Here is a 14552-nt window from a genome sequence, read left to right as displayed (position 1 = left end):
TAGCGATCAACGCAAATGCGATTCTTTCGCATTTAAAATGCAGAGCCTGTGCATCGTTCAGATGCGCGCATCGCTCCCGTATCCCCTGCTGCATGAGCTTCACTCCCGCCCCCACGCTTGCCGACGCCAAGATCGGCCAATCCCACCGTGTCGAGGCCTTGCAGGCGCCGACCCATGCGCCGGAATGGCAGGGCTGGCTTGAGGAGCTGGGCTTTGTCGGCGGTGAGCATGTCAGCGTGCTCGCGCGAGCCCTGCCGGGCGGCGATCCCTTGGTGGTGAGGATAGGCCAGTCGACCTTTGCGCTGCGCCGCGCCGAGGCTGCCTGCGTGCAGTTGCAGCGAGGCCGGCATGACTGAGGCCCGGATCCATGTGCATCCGGCCGGGCCGCTGCTGGCCCTGGTCGGCAATCCCAATTGCGGCAAGACCGCGCTGTTCAACCGCCTGACCGGCAGCCGCCAGAAGGTGGCCAACTACGCCGGCGTCACCGTCGAGCGCAAGGAAGGCCGGCTCAAGACCGCTGCCGGCAAGGTCTTGCGCCTGCTGGACCTGCCCGGCACCTACAGCCTCTACCCGCGTTCGCCGGACGAGCGCGTCACCTGCGATGTGCTGGCCGGCCGCGCCCGGGGCGAGAAGCGGCCGGACCTGGTGGTCTGCGTGCTGGACGCGACCAATCTGCGCCGCAATCTGCGCTTGGTGCTGGCGGTGCAGCGCCAGGGCGTGCCGGTGGTGGTCGCGCTGAATATGGCCGACCTGGCCGCCCGGCGCGGCCTGCAGATCGATACCGAAGCGCTGGCGCAAGCGCTCGGCGTGCCGGTGGTGCGCACCGTCGCCACCCAGGGCCAGGGCCTGGATGAGCTGCGCGCGCTGCTCGATGAGCGAGCGGCCTGGGCGATGCCGTCGCCGACCGCGCCCGCTGCGGAATCGGGCGACCAGCAGCGCGTGAATGCCATCCTGAAGACGCTGGGCCTGGACGCGCAGACACCCGAGTTGCCCAGCGACCGTATCGACCGCTTCGTGCTGCATCCGCTGCTGGGGCCGCTGCTGCTGGCGCTGCTGCTGTTCCTGCTGTTCCAGGCGGTGTTCGCCTGGGCCGAGTGGCCGATGAACCAGATCGAGGCGGCCGCCGGCTGGCTGGGCGAGCGGGCCGGCGCGCTGCTGCCCGAGGGCTGGGTGCGCAGCCTGGTGGCCGATGGCCTGATCGCCGGCGTCGGCGGGGTGCTGGTGTTCCTGCCGCAGATCCTGATCCTGTTCTTCTTCATCCTGATCCTCGAGGAGTCCGGCTACCTGCCGCGCGCGGCCTTCCTGCTGGACCGGCTGATGGGCGGCGTCGGGCTGTCGGGCCGCAGCTTCATCCCGCTGCTGTCCAGCTTTGCCTGCGCCATCCCCGGCATCATGGCGACGCGTTCGATCGCCAATCCGCGCGACCGTCTGGTCACCATCATGATCGCGCCGCTGATGACCTGCTCGGCGCGGCTGCCGGTCTATGCGCTCTTGATCGGCGCCTTTGTGCCGCGGCGCGAGCTGTGGGGCGGCTGGATCGATCTGCAGGGCCTGGTGCTGTTCGTTCTTTATGCAGCCGGCATCGTCGGGGCGATGGCGGTGGCCTGGGTCCTGAAGCGCTTCGCCAGCGGCCGCCAGGTGCGCCCGCTGATGATGGAACTGCCCAGCTACCACTGGCCCCATCCGCGCAATATCGCGCTGGGCCTGTGGCAGCGCGTGGTGATCTTTCTTCGCCGGGTCGGCGGCGTGATCCTGACGATGACACTGTTGCTGTGGCTGCTGTCCAGCTTCCCCGGCGCGCCCGAGGGCGCGACGCAGCCGCCGATCTACTACAGCGTCGCCGGCTGGATCGGCCAGGGACTGGCATGGCTGTTCGAGCCGATCGGCTTCAACTGGCAGATCAGCCTGGCCCTGGTGCCGGGCATGGCCGCGCGCGAGATCGCGATCAGCGCGCTGGGCACGGTCTACGCCTTGTCGGCCGGCGCCGAGGATGCGGCGCAGGCCCTGACCCCGCTGATCGCGCAAAGCTGGGGCTTGCCGACCGCGTTCTCGCTGCTGGCCTGGTTCGTGTTTGCGCCGCAATGCCTGTCGACCCTGGCCGCCGTCAAGCGCGAGACCGGCGGCTACCGCATGCCGGCCATCATGCTGGGCTATCTGTTCGCGCTGGCCTATGCGGCGTCATGGCTGACCTTCCATGCCAGCCGCTGGCTGTTGGGCTGACCGGCCGATCCGACACTGAGGCATCATCGCTGCCATGCAGTTCGAACATGCCAGCGACCAGGCGCAGTACCGCCGCCCCACGCACCGCGCCGGGGTCGAGCTCTATCACGCCTCCATCCTGAGCCATCGCTTCGATCCGCACACCCATGAGGCCTTCGGCCTCGGCGCGATCACGGCCGGGGTCGGCCGCTTCCGCTGGCGCGGGGCCGAGCATCTGGCGCCGCGCGCGACGCTGATGCTGATGAATCCCGAGGACATCCACACCGGCCAGGCCGAGACCGCCGATGCCTGGGGCTACCGCATGGCCTATCTGGACCGCGAACTGCTGGCCGAGCTCAGCGGCGAGCCGGCCTGGTGGTTCGATGCGGCCGTGGCCCATGACGCGGCCACAGCCGCCGAGGTGGCCGGCCTGATCGCCGGGCTCTGGCAGGCGGGCGATGATGGCCTGTGCTTCGACAGCCGGCTGCTGCTGCTGGTGGAGGCCCTGCGCCGCCACGCCTGTGTGGGCCGGCGGGCGCGACCCGAGGCCGCGCCCCGCTTTGCGCCGGTGCTGGACTTCATGCGCGCCTCGCTGGATCAGACCCTGAGCCTGGAGCAGCTGGCCGGCGTCGCCGGCCTGAGCCCTTTTCACTTTCTGCGCAGCTTCAAGGCCCAGCACCATGCGACGCCGCAGCAGGTGCTGATGGCGCTGCGCCTGTTCGAGGCCAAGCGCCTGCTGGGCCTGGGTCAGGCACCGGCCGAGGTGGCCGCCGCGGTGGGCCTGACCGACCAGGCTCATCTGACCCGGGCCTTTGCCGGCCGCTACGGGCTGACGCCGGGGCGCTACCAGCAGCAGCTGGGAGTCGGCCACCGGCTGGCGCCGCGCTGAGTCCTCAGTCCAGACCCATATTGGCTTTTCGCGCCACGGCGCCCAGGCGTTCGTACTCGGCCAGGCCCAGCGCCGTCAGCTCCTGGGCGCTGGAGCTGCGCGGCGTGAAGCCGGCCTGCAGCAGCTTCTCCTTCACATCGGGCAGGGCCAGGGCCTCGACAAAGGCCTGGTTCAGCAGCTTCAGCACCGGCGCCGGCAGCTGGGCCGGCGCATAGACGCCGAACCAGGGCTCGACCGCATAGCCGGCCAGTCCGGCCTCGGCCAGGGTCGGCACCTGGGGCAGGGCCGGCGAGCGGCTCTTGCCGGCCACCGCCAGCGCGCGCAGCTTGCCGGCCTGGATATGGGGCAGCGAGGCCGGCAGATTGTCGAACATCAGGCCCACATGGCCGGCCAGCAGATCGGTGATGCCGGGCGCGCTGCCGCGGTAGGGCACATGGGTCAGCTCGGTGCCGGTCATCTGCTCGAACAGCACGGCCGACAGATGCATCGAGGTGCCGGAGCCGGCGGTCGCATAGCTCATGCCCTTGTTCTTTTTGGCCGCGTCGATCAGCTCGGCGACGTTCTTGATCGGCGAGGCGGCATTCACTTCGACGACGATGGTCGAGTAGCCCAGCATGCTGATCGCGCTGAAGTCCTTGCGCGGATCGAAGGGCACGCTTTTGTAGATATGCGGGTTCAGCGCATTGGTCGAGATGGCGCCAAAGCCTATCGTGTAGCCATCGGGCGCTGCCTTCGCCACCGCGTCCATGCCCAGATTGCCGCCAGCGCCGGGTTTGTTCTCGATCACCACCGGCTGGCCCAGCTTGTCCGCGACCTTCTGGCCGACCGTGCGCGCCACCAGATCGGTGGTGCCGCCGGCCGCATAGGGCACGATGAAGCGGATCGGTCTGACCGGGAAGTCGGCGGCCTGCGCCGGGCCGAGCAGGCCGGTCAGCGCGGCGCCGGCCAGCAGGGCGACGAGGCGGCGGCGTGGGTGGGGGATGTGCATGGCGTCGGTCTCCGGGCTGTTATCGAATGTGACCAGCTTAGCCCGCCGTCCGCGTGTAGCGCCGCAACGATGTCCGCAGGCCGCACCGCGATCGGCCGTGCGAAATGGACAGAACCCGGCTCAAGTACGGCCACCGGCGGCCGATAAGCAAGGTCTATCCTGCCCTTGGGGGACGCTGCGATGCTCGAGTCCACGACCGCCGCCGAGCGCCTGGCCGCGCTGGCCGCCGAGCGCTATGCGCTGGCGCCCGAGGCCCTGAGCGATGCCCAGGCGCTGGCCGGCGTCGATGCCCGCGCCGCCGAGGCCGACGACAAGGAGTGGCTGCTGGCCCGCATCGCTGCGCTGCAGGCGCGCCTGGGCGAGCAGGGCGATGGCGCGGACAACGACGACGTCAGCTGGATGGGCCCGCAGGAACGCCACAGTCCGCCCGAGGCGCTGCGCCGCATCAAGACCCTGTGCGAGATCTTTCCCGACCTCTATGGCGCGATGCTGGCCGTGCAGCTGACCCATGCGGCCGTCTCGCGCGAGCTGCTGGCCCTGGCCATCAAGCAGTTCCGCCGCGACGCCGAATCGCTCAGCCCCGAAGACCTGCAAGGCCTGCTGACCGCCGCGCTGAACGGCGGCCGCCAAGGCTTCGACGCCGTGCTGCGCACCCGCAAGGGGGGTGAGCGCAAGGCGGTATCGATACCGTGGGGGAGGGATAGTGAGTGAGGGGGGCTACCGGCGGTAGCCTTGTCGGCATTCGGGTCGGCGAGCGACTCGGGTCATTCAGGGGGTGGCCACCTCGGATGCACTACGCGTCGCGCGCGCCTTGGCCCTCAGCTCGGCGGCGCTCCAGCTTTCGCTGGCGCGACTGTCCAGGCCGCGATGCACCTCGCGCCTGAGCTCTTCCAGCTTTACCTCGCGCTGGCGGTCCTGCTCTTGCAGCAAGCGCAATGCCTCGCGGACGACCTCGCTGGCCGAGCCATACAGCCCGGAACTGACTTTGGACCGCACCATCTCGTCGAGCAGAGGCGTGAGATTCACGTTCTTCCCCATCTGCGTCACCTGTTGTCGACTGAAAGAGGGAAGCCTATCAAGGGATGTCAAAGATTGACATTCCTCGCTTGACACGCCTTGTCATAACGACGCTCTGCACCCACGAGTGTTTGGTGCCCGGACAATGTCACCGGCAAGAGTGACTATAACGCTTGCGTCGTGAGCGCGTTCTTTGAGGGAGCACAACCCAGGCGATGATTGCCATCGCCATTGGTCTTTCTTGTCGGCAGGCGGTGCTGGATGCAAGGCGTAGGTGCCTGGACTGATCTTTGGATGGGCGTGGCGCTGTTTGCTATGGCTTCGCAATCGGCGGTCGGGGTCAGGTATTGCTTTTTTTGGCAAGACATGACCCCCCTGGGCTAGAAACAAGAAGTGTGGGGCCTGACCCCCTTCCTTGCTCTCCGAGCCTTCCTGAAACTCCTCAGGCCTCAATGACTGGCATCTTGGCCTGTCGGTGACCGCTTAGTTGTTGTTCTTGATTGTTGGATCCTTAGTGATGCGTGCGCCGGTTGCAATGTTTTGCACCGCCATCGTGTACGAGTAGTCGTCGGCATCGTTGTTGTAGTCGGCCAGACCGATAGTTACCGGAGTGATGTACCAGGCGATCGGAAACTCTTCCTCATCGTCATCGTTGACAACCAGGGCTGTACCATCGACCGGAAAGATGTAGCCAGGGGTCAGCAGATTGAAAGTGATGAGGGAATTCTCTTTCGTGATCACCACGGGGTCCGGCGAAAATTGCAGTTCGTTGTCGTTGATGACAGTAACGCTGACGGCGTAGACATTGTCGGTTTGGACTAGATGCGGCATGGTGTGATGCTTCTTTCTTGCTTGATGTGTATGGAAAGAGGGATTGGCGTTTGATGCGGCTTAACGCTGTACACGCTGCCTGAGTTCAGCATATAGCGGATGACGATAGGCCGAAACCTCTAGTTTGTCGGCCAGTGCACGCGCTTCTTGAGCCATGCCTAAGCGAAGAAATGCGTGGGCGCGCAAGCAAATCACACGCGGGTCGGGCGTATCGCTCAGCCTGGCTAGACCGTCGAGTACTGCTTGCCATTGCGACTTAGCCGCCGAAGCCTCATCAGCCGCAAGCGAGTCGCCAATGGCCAAAGCGGCAGTGGCCAGCACTCTGTGAGTGTCCGCATCCCATTCGTTTGAAGCAGCATCAGCCGTTGTCGATTCCAAGAATTTTGCTAACGCGACGCGTTGTGCCCTGTGCTCGGCGGGCGTTGAAGCAACCGCTAGGCTCGCTACCAGCCAACGACCGCGCAAGGTCAGGTGCAGTTCCGGCAAGCGTGAGTCTGCGCGTAGTAGTCGGTCCAATTCAGGGGCTAGGAGGTTCAACTCGATCCGTGCCCGTTCTATTTCTCCCTTAGCTAACCAAACCTCAACCAACTGTTGACGTGAGCGACCTAGGCGAGCCAGTATGTCCAGATTGTCAGCATCCAATGCTGCTAAGCCAATGTAAATGTCTCGAGCCCGTTGTGTTGAGGCCAGTGCAGTTTCGACTCGGCCCGCACTAAGATGTAGTCGGCCCTGCACGGTTTCTGTGACGGCCAGTTGGTCTTGATATGTGCGGTCGTGACTTGCTTGGCCGCCTGCTGCTTGCAGCGCTGTCAACTTGGCTTGATGGTTGGCGATGCTGGCGTCGAATTGGCCCAGGGGTTCTTGCGCCTCTGCCAGCCAACCTAGCGTGTTGGCTATATCCGTGTGGAGCTCGGATTGTCGAGGTGCCAGGTCTTGCCAGACCTCTAAAGTGGCCTGGAAACGTGTTTGTGCAACCTCCGCTTTGCCGCTGCGAAGCTCTAGCACTCCAAGATTCTGTTGTGCATAAGCTCGCTCAATCCTCCACTCAGTCTTTCCCGGCTCCAACCTCACCAACTCATCCGCCAGAGCAAGATAGCGCTGAAACCCCGCTTCCGCCTCCGGCAGCCGACGCTGCTGCCACGCCGCATACCCCACCCAATAACTGCTCTGCGCATGGTCGAACAGGCGCTGCGTGTTCTTCGGATCCCGCGCCAGCAACTCCGCCGTGCTGTCGGCTGCCTGTTTGAAGCGTTGCTCGGCCTCGGCCATCTGGCCGCGCTTCTCGGCGATCTCGCCCATCAGGTGCAGGGCGCGGGCGCGGCGGCCCAGCGAGTCGGCGTCGCTGCGTGCCAGGTCTTGCCTGGCGTAGTAGTCCAGCGCCTTGTCGCCGACCGCGTCCAGCACATCGAGGCGGCCCACCGGCTCCAGCTTCTTGCGCAGATCGCCCAGCATGAACTCGATCAGGCCCTCGGCCTGCACCCGCTGCTGCTGGGCTTCCTGGCCTTTCCACAGGGCCAGCCCGATGCCCACCGCCAGGCTCAGGCCGGCCAGGCTGCCTGCGGCGACACCCAGGCGGTGGCGGCGCAGGAACTTCAAGAGGCGATAGCTGCGGCTGTCCGGCCGCGCCGCGATCGGCTCATGCGCCAGCCAGCGCTTCAGGTCGTCGGCCAGCGCGGCGGCATTGGCATAGCGTTCGGCCGGGACCTTTTTCAGTGCCTTGGCGACGATGGTGTCGAGATCGCCGCGCAGCTCGCGGGCCTGCTTCTTGACCTCAGGGTCGGCTTGTGCCCGCACCGCGTCGGACAGGCGCCGGGGCTCGACCTCGACGACCGTGCGCAGCTGCTCCAGCGCGGTGCCGGTGTTCTTGTGGTTCGGCGGGCCGGCCGGCGCGGTGTTGGTCGGGTGGCCGCCGCCCAGCAGCTGGTACAGCAGCACGCCCAGCGCATAGACATCGGTGGCGGTGGTCACGTCGCCGCCCTGCACCTGCTCGGGCGCGGCGTACTGCGGCGTGAAGGCGCGGCCAGCCTGGCGGGTCAGCTCGGTGGCCGCACCGCCACCGTCCTCGGCCTCGCTGTTGAGCAGCTTGGCGATGCCGAAGTCCAGCAGCTTCACCTCGCCGGCGCCGTTGACCAGGATGTTGCTGGGCTTCAGGTCGCGGTGCAGGATCAGCCGGTTGTGCGCATGGGCCACGGCCGCCAGCACATCGAGAAACAGCCGCACCCGCTGGCCCAGGTCCAGCTCGCGGCTGGCGCAGAAGCGGTCGAGGGTCAGACCGTCGACATACTCCAGCACCAGATAGGGTTGCTGGCCCTCCAGCGCGACGCCGGCATCGATCAGCCGCGCGATATGCGGATGGGTCAGCCGGGCCAGGATCTGGCCCTCGCGGGCGAAGCGGCCGGCATCACCATGGCCCAGCAGGCCGGTGCTGAGAAACTTGATCGCAACCTGGCCCTCGTAGCGCCCGTCGGTGCGGCGCGCCAGCCAGACGCTGCCCATGCCGCCACGGCCGATCTCGCGTACCAGGGTGTAGGCACCGACAGCCTGGCCGGCCATCAGCGGCGCGGCGGTCAGCGTCGGCGGCAGGGCCGGTGTGGCCAGGAAATCATTGCCGGCCAGCTCGGCATCGCGCGCCAGCAGATCCTCCAGATCGGCGGCCAGCTCGGGCTCCAGCACCCGCAAGGCCGCCAGCCGGGCGGCGCGCGCGGCCGGCTCCATGTCCAGCAGCTCGTCCAGCAGCGGGCTCAGCTGGGGCCAGCGGGACTTGCTGATGTCGCGTGGCGGGGGATTCATTTCAGTGCCCGCCCGGCCGCCCGAAGGGCACTGAACGCCCCCTCGGGGGGAGTGAACGGAGTGAACGTGGGGGCCGTCATTTCAAGGCCAGCGACAAAAACATCCGCGCCTTCTGCCAGTCGCGCTGCACGGTGCGCTCGGTCACGCCCAGCGCGTCGGCGATCTCGGCTTCGAGCAGGCCGCCGAAGTAGCGCATCTCGACCACCTGGGCCAGGCGCGCATCGACGGCGGCCAGCTCGGCCAGCGCCTCATGCACGCGCAGGATCTCCTCGTCGCGCTGCGGCGGCAGCTCGGCGACGGCGGTGTTGAAGGTCACCTGCTGCAGCTCGCCGCCGTGGCGCTGCGCCTGGCGGCTGCGGATCTGGTCGATCACGACGCTGCGCATGGTGCGCGCCGCATAGGCCATGAAGTGCTGACGGTCGGCAAAGTCGAGCTGGCCGGCCTGCTGCAGGCGCAGCCAGGATTCGTGCACCAGGCCGGTGGCGTCCAGCGCGGTGGGCTGACCGGCGCCAGCCAGACGCAGGCGCTGGCCGGCCAGGCGACGCAGGTCGGCATAGAGCAGGGCGACCACCCGGTCGGCGGCCAGGCGGTCGCCCTGGCCGGCGGCGCGCAACAAGGTGGTGATTTCGCTCATGCAGGGCCGGACTCTAGCAGCCGCCCATGGCTTAGGGATGGCGCTTTTTCCGGTGGCTTGTCGGGTTCCTGCTGCGGATCGCGTTTTACAGCAATGAGGGCATGGCGGGCTGGGCTCCGGTCAGGGAGGTCGGGTCACGGCCGGTCGTGTCCCTCTCACCGCGTTTCCCCACCCTTTAGCGACCAGACTCCCATGAAGGACAACACCCTGCCCGACAAGAACCCCGCATGCAGCCCGGCCGAGCGGCCGACGCAGCGCGCGCAGCTGCAGCTGCTGGAGGACTTGCCAGCTTTCGCCGCGCTGCTGGACCGCCAGCTGGGCCAGTGCCGCCGCCACGGCGCGCGCGCCACCGTGCTGCTGATCACGGTGGATCCGCAGGCCGGCGTCGCCGAGGCGCCGTCGCCGGCCACGCTGAAAGCCCTGCTGCAGGCCATAGGCGCCCGGCTGCTGGGCCGGGTGCGCGGCAGCGATGTGGTGACCCAGGTCGGCGAGCGGCGCTTCGGCCTGGTGCTGATGGATGCCGGCCGGGCCGAGGCCGATGTGGTGCGGGCGCGCCTGCACAAGGCCTTGTGCGGGCCTTATGGCGTGGAGGAGCAGCGGCTGTATGTGGCGCTGCGCATGGGCGCAGCGGTCTACCGCGAGGCCGGCATGACCGGCGCCGAGCTGGCCCAGGCGGCCGAGGGCGCACAGCGCAGCGCCGATGTGCTGGGGGGCGGGGGCTTGCGGGCGCCGCTGGCGGTCGTCAAGACCTGAGCCGGCGCGGGCGCTCAGCCACCGATGCCGGCATCGGCCATCAGCAGCATGCCGGCCAGCAGCAGACCCAGCAGGGCCAGCAAGGCCAAGGCCCACAGCCCGGCCAGCAGATGAGCTTGCAGACGCGGCAGGGGCGGGAACCAGGGTGGCATGTGCATGGGAATCTCCCGGTGCAGACCGGCTGTTATTGAGCACCCGACCGACCGGCCGGGTCAAGCCCGGCGCAGCAAGCCGGTACAAGACCGCCCACCGGGCCTGCGTCATAGTGGCGCCATGTTTGCTGGAACCTTGTTTGCCCTTGCCGCCGGTCTGATGTGGGGCCTGGTCTTTGTCGCGCCGCTGATGCTGCCGGACTATCCGGCGGCGCTGCTGACCGTCGGCCGCTACCTCGCCTTCGGCCTGATCGCGCTGCCGCTGGCGGCGATCGACTGGCGCGATCTGCGCGCGCTCACACGGGCCGACTGGCTGGAGGCGGCCAAGCTCAGCGCCATCGGCAACTTTCTCTACTACCTGTGCCTGTCGGCGGCGATCCAGCGCGCCGGCGGGCCGCTGCCCACCGTCATCATCGGCACCCTGCCGGTGGTGATCGCGATCTGCTCGAATCTGCGCGATCACCGGCGCGACGGCCATCTGCCCTGGGCCCGGCTGGCGCCCTCGCTGCTCTTGATTGCCAGCGGCATCGCGCTGGTCAACCAGGTGGAGCTGGCCCAGTTGTCGGCGCAGGGCACGGCCGAGCAGCTGCGCCGCTATGCCGAGGGCGGGCTGCTGGCGGTGGCGGCGGTGGCCTGCTGGACCTGGTATCCGATCCGCAATGCCGACTGGCTGCGCGCCCACAAGGACCGCAGCCCGCGTGCCTGGGCCACGGCGCAGGGGCTGGTGACCCTGCCGATGGCGCTGGCCGGGCTGGCGCTCTTGCCGCTGCTGCAGGCCAGTGGCCTGCTGGCTGCCGACTTCGCGCTGCCGCTGGGACCACGGCCCTGGGCTTTTGTCGGCCTGATGCTGGCGGTGGGCCTGTGCGCCTCCTGGCTGGGCACGCTGTGCTGGAACGAGGCCAGCCAGCGCCTGCCGACCTCGCTGGTGGGGCAGTTGATCGTGTTCGAGACGCTGGCGGCGCTGGCCTATGCCTTCATGCTGCGCGGTGAGCCACCGCAAGCCCTGACCCTGGCGGGCATCGTGCTGCTGGTGGCCGGCGTGATCTGGGCCCTGCGGGTCCGGCCGGTCGTGACTTCTTCCTGATTCGGCCACCCTCTCAAGAGGGAAGTGCGGCGCCCGGGCCACAGCGGGCCTGCTGGCTGCGGGTATAACCGCGAGCCACAACAGCCGGTGCGCGACAGCACCGGGCGAGGGAGCGGGAATGAGCGTAACAAGACAGATCAGGGCGGCCGGCTGGGCGCTGGCGGCGGCCCTGGGCCTGCAGGCCTGCGGCGGCGGGGGTGGATCGGCCGGCGAGCCCTTGCTGGGCGGCGGCAGCAATAACAACGGCGGCGGCGTGGTGGTGACGCCGCCCCAGCCCACCGGCCCGCTGCCCGCCAGCGAGACCCTGGCCCAGCAGTGCGCGGCCGGCAACGAGCTGGCGCCCTCGGGCCGGCGCAACAGTAGCCTGGAGGTCGAGAAACGCTGGATACGTTCCTATATGGACGAGGACTATCTGTGGCGCGAGCAGGTGCCGGCGCGCGACCCGGCCGCGCCGCGCTACAGCGGCAGCGAGGTGCAGCGGGCGCTGGCCGCCTATTTCTACGACCTGCTGACACCGCAGCTGAGCAGCAGCGGCGCCGAGCGCGACCGCTTCAGCTTCATGGTGGCCGAGAGCGAATGGCAGCGCGTGATGCAGGCCGGCGTGTCGCTGGGCTATGGGCTGGAGTGGACCCAGGCCGCCAGCACGCCGCCGCGCGGCCTGCGCATCGCCTATCTCGAGCCCGATGGCCCGGCCGCCCGGGCCGGTCTGCGGCGCGGCGACCGGCTGCTGTCGGTGGACGGCATCAGCAGCGACACCAATGATGAAGCGCAGTGGCGCCAGCTGCAGGCCGCGCTCTACCCGAGCGAGCGCGGGCGCAGCCACCAGTTCCGCTTCGAGCCGCGCGGCGGCGGCGCCGAGCGCCAGCTGACGCTGGGCGGCACGGAGATCAGCCGCACGCCGGTGCCCCAGGCCCAGGTGCTGACGGCGGCCGACGGCGCGCGGGTCGGCTATCTGGTCTTCCATGACCACAATCTGCCGGCCGAGGCTCAGCTGAGCACGGCGCTGCGTCGCTTTGGCGAGCAGGGCGTCAGCGAGCTGGTGCTGGACCTGCGCTACAACGGCGGCGGCTATCTCTTCATCGCCTCGCAGCTGGCCTATATGATCGCCGGCCCCGGGCCGACCAGCGGCCGGGTGTTCGAGCGCCTGCGCCACAACAGCCGGCGCCAGGCCGAGAACGAGGACATGGGTTTCCGCGGCCAGTCCTGCCAGCCGCAGAACGGCCAGTGCAGCCAGCAGCAGGCCCTGCCCAGCCTGAATCTGCGGCGTGTCTATGTGCTGAGCCAGTCCGGCACCTGCTCGGCCAGCGAGTCGCTGATCAACGGCCTGCGCGGCATCGATGTCGAGGTGGTGCTGATCGGCGGGCGCAGCTGCGGCAAGCCTTACGGCTTCAGCGGCCGCGAGAACTGCGGCAACCGCTATATGGCCATCGAGTTCGAGGGCGTCAATGCCAAGGGTTTTGGCGACTATGCCGACGGCTTCGTCCCCGGCGGTAGCGGCGTCGGCGCCAGCGTCAAGGGCTGCGAGGTGGCCGACGATCTGGGCCGCGAGCTGGGCGACCCGCAGGAGGGCCAGCTCGCCGCCGCACTGCAGCACCGCCTCAGCGGCCAGTGCCCGGCGCCGCAGGCCAAGATCCAGTCCCATCGGGGGGGCGAGGGCGGCCTGGCGGCACAGCTGCACAAGCCCTGGCTGCGCAACAACCGGCTGCTGGGCCAGTAGGTCCGGGCCTCAGGCGGCCAGCGGCGCGGCGTCCAGCAGCTGCTGGGCGAGTGCGCCGATGCGGCGCAGCGCGCGCGGATGCTGGGGCCCCCAGTGGCCGCCGACGCCCAGCCGGATGCAGTGCCGAAAGCGCGGGCTGGCGCTGAACATCAGGCCCGGCGCGATGCAGATGTTCTCGGCCAGGCAGGCCTCGTACAGCGCCACCGAGTCCAGCTGCGCGGGCAGCTCGACCCACAGGATGTAGCCGCCGGCCGGGTCGGTGACCCGCGTGCCCTTGGGGAAGCTGGCCGAGATCAGGCCGCGGGCGGCGTCGACCCGGGTCGCCACGGTGGCGCGCAGCTGGCGCAGCGCGGCGCCGTTGCCGGCCTGGTTCAGCAGATCGGCCAGCGCCAGCTCCAGCACGGCGGTCTGCGCGCCCGACTGCACGGCCTTGGTCTGCCGCAAGACCTGACCCCAGCGGCCGGCCTCGACCCAGCCCAGGCGCAGGCCCGGGGCCAGGGTCTTCGAGAAGGAGCCGCAGATCATCACATGGCCGCTGCTGTCGAAGGCCTTGACGGCGCGGCGCCGGTCTTCCTGCTCGGACAGCTCGTTGTAGAGCACGTCCTCGATCAGGGCCACATCGTGCTGCGCCACCAGCTGGGCCAGGCGGCGGCGTTCCGGCACCGGCATGCTGGCGCCCAGCGGGTTGGACAGGGTGGGCACGACCAGCACCGCCTTGACCGGCTGGGTCTCCAGCGCCAGCTGCAGCGCGTCCAGCGAGATGCCGTGGCGCGGGTGGGTCGGGATCTCCAGCGCGCGCAGATGCAGGCTTTGCAGGATCTCCAGGAAACCGTAGTAGCAGGGCGATTCCAGCGCCACCACATCGCCAGGCCTGGTGACGCTCTTCAGGCACAGGCTGATCGCCTCCATGCAGCTGTTGGTCATCACGATATCGTCGGCATGCAGCTCGCAGCCCAGGCCCAGCGCATGGCGGGCGACCGCGCGGCGCGCGGCCTCCATGCCGGGGCCCGAGGGGTAGCGGCACAGCAGGTCGCGATGGCGCAGCACCGCGCGCGCCAGCGCCCGGCGCACCCGTTCCTGGTCGAACAGCTCGGGGCCGGGGCAGGCGGCGCCGAAGGAGATGATGTCGTCCCGGGTCGAGAGCTGCAGCACCTGCTGGCCCAGCTGGTCGAGCCGGACCGCGCGCGAGCGGCTTTCGGGCCGTGAGGCCTCGGGCTCGGGCAGGCGCGGCGGCCGGCTGGAGACGAAGTAGCCGGAGCGTGGCCGCGCCTCGATCAGCCGCGCGTCCTCCAGCCAGCGGTAGGCCTGGACGGCGGTCGACTGCGACACGGCCTGGCTGGCCGCCAGCTCGCGCACCGAGGGCAGGCGCTCACCGCGCTTGAGAGTGCCGGCGCGGATCGAGCGGGCCAGGCGTTCGGCGATTTGCAGGTACAGCGGGTCCATCGCCCGATTCTGTATGGTTGTCGGCGGGTCGGGCCAGTACAGATCGGGGGCAAGC

Annotated in this window: 14 protein-coding genes; 7 read left to right on the top strand and 7 right to left on the bottom strand. The window is 68.8% G+C overall.

Annotation, left to right across the window (positions count from 1 at the left end; genetic code table 11):
* The first annotated feature begins 92 nt into the window (after positions 1-92).
* From ABGI63_RS01475 to ABGI63_RS01465, 3 genes are read left to right on the top strand one after another with little or no spacing between them, the layout of a single operon-like run.
* Positions 93-356: a FeoA family protein gene (locus tag ABGI63_RS01475; RefSeq protein WP_349740693.1), complete on the top strand. Its 264-nt coding sequence runs from the start codon at positions 93-95 to the stop codon at positions 354-356.
* Positions 349-2220, top strand: coding sequence for a ferrous iron transporter B (feoB, locus tag ABGI63_RS01470; RefSeq protein ID WP_349740692.1), 1872 nt, complete (start codon positions 349-351; stop codon positions 2218-2220). The genes ABGI63_RS01475 and feoB overlap by 8 nt, the downstream gene beginning before the upstream one ends.
* 34 nt (positions 2221-2254) lie before the next feature.
* Complete coding sequence (locus ABGI63_RS01465; protein ID WP_349740691.1) at positions 2255-3088, top strand: AraC family transcriptional regulator; 834 nt, start codon at positions 2255-2257, stop codon at positions 3086-3088.
* Positions 3089-3092: 4 nt separating this feature from the next.
* Here the strand turns inward: ABGI63_RS01465 and ABGI63_RS01460 are convergent, their stop codons facing one another.
* Positions 3093-4076, bottom strand: a complete 984-nt coding sequence (locus ABGI63_RS01460; protein ID WP_349740690.1) for a Bug family tripartite tricarboxylate transporter substrate binding protein — start codon at positions 4074-4076, stop codon at positions 3093-3095.
* Between the two features lie 180 nt (positions 4077-4256).
* Between ABGI63_RS01460 and ABGI63_RS01455 the strand changes: the two genes are divergently transcribed.
* A complete protein-coding gene (locus ABGI63_RS01455; protein WP_137943915.1) occupies positions 4257-4787 on the top strand; it encodes a hypothetical protein in 531 nt (176 codons plus the stop codon).
* A gap of 57 nt (positions 4788-4844) precedes the next feature.
* Here ABGI63_RS01455 and ABGI63_RS01450 read toward each other — a convergent pair whose 3' ends face one another.
* From ABGI63_RS01450 to ABGI63_RS01435, 4 genes are all read right to left on the bottom strand, one after another.
* The gene (locus ABGI63_RS01450; RefSeq protein ID WP_349740689.1) at positions 4845-5114 is read right to left on the bottom strand and encodes a type II toxin-antitoxin system ParD family antitoxin; all 270 of its coding nucleotides are present in this window, start codon (positions 5112-5114) and stop codon (positions 4845-4847) included.
* A gap of 462 nt (positions 5115-5576) precedes the next feature.
* The gene (locus tag ABGI63_RS01445; protein ID WP_349740688.1) at positions 5577-5924 is read right to left on the bottom strand and encodes a hypothetical protein; all 348 of its coding nucleotides are present in this window, start codon (positions 5922-5924) and stop codon (positions 5577-5579) included.
* Positions 5925-5984: 60 nt separating this feature from the next.
* Positions 5985-8714, bottom strand: a complete 2730-nt coding sequence (locus ABGI63_RS01440) for a serine/threonine-protein kinase (protein WP_349740687.1) — start codon at positions 8712-8714, stop codon at positions 5985-5987.
* Between the two features lie 76 nt (positions 8715-8790).
* A complete protein-coding gene (locus ABGI63_RS01435) occupies positions 8791-9348 on the bottom strand; it encodes an ECF-type sigma factor (RefSeq protein WP_349740686.1) in 558 nt (185 codons plus the stop codon).
* A 192-nt stretch (positions 9349-9540) separates the two neighbouring features.
* Between ABGI63_RS01435 and ABGI63_RS01430 the strand changes: the two genes are divergently transcribed.
* On the top strand, positions 9541-10101 hold the full coding sequence (locus ABGI63_RS01430) for a GGDEF domain-containing protein (RefSeq protein ID WP_349740685.1): 561 nt from the start codon (positions 9541-9543) through the stop codon (positions 10099-10101).
* 14 nt (positions 10102-10115) lie between these two features.
* Here the strand turns inward: ABGI63_RS01430 and ABGI63_RS01425 are convergent, their stop codons facing one another.
* Complete coding sequence (locus tag ABGI63_RS01425) at positions 10116-10259, bottom strand: hypothetical protein (RefSeq protein ID WP_349740684.1); 144 nt, start codon at positions 10257-10259, stop codon at positions 10116-10118.
* Positions 10260-10374: 115 nt separating this feature from the next.
* Between ABGI63_RS01425 and ABGI63_RS01420 the strand changes: the two genes are divergently transcribed.
* Both ABGI63_RS01420 and ABGI63_RS01415 read left to right on the top strand, forming a co-directional pair.
* On the top strand, positions 10375-11337 hold the full coding sequence (locus ABGI63_RS01420; protein WP_349740683.1) for a DMT family transporter: 963 nt from the start codon (positions 10375-10377) through the stop codon (positions 11335-11337).
* A 118-nt stretch (positions 11338-11455) separates the two neighbouring features.
* A complete protein-coding gene (locus tag ABGI63_RS01415) occupies positions 11456-13054 on the top strand; it encodes a S41 family peptidase (RefSeq protein ID WP_349740682.1) in 1599 nt (532 codons plus the stop codon).
* A 9-nt stretch (positions 13055-13063) separates the two neighbouring features.
* Here the strand turns inward: ABGI63_RS01415 and ABGI63_RS01410 are convergent, their stop codons facing one another.
* Complete coding sequence (locus ABGI63_RS01410; RefSeq protein WP_269839938.1) at positions 13064-14497, bottom strand: aminotransferase-like domain-containing protein; 1434 nt, start codon at positions 14495-14497, stop codon at positions 13064-13066.
* Between the last annotated feature and the right edge of the window lie 55 nt (positions 14498-14552).

The sequence above is a fragment of the Roseateles cavernae genome, assembly GCF_040187885.1.
GTDB classification, from domain to species: domain Bacteria; phylum Pseudomonadota; class Gammaproteobacteria; order Burkholderiales; family Burkholderiaceae_C; genus Roseateles_E; species Roseateles_E cavernae.
Note: the sequence above shows the minus strand (reverse complement) of the source record. Positions and strands in the feature narration are given on the sequence as shown.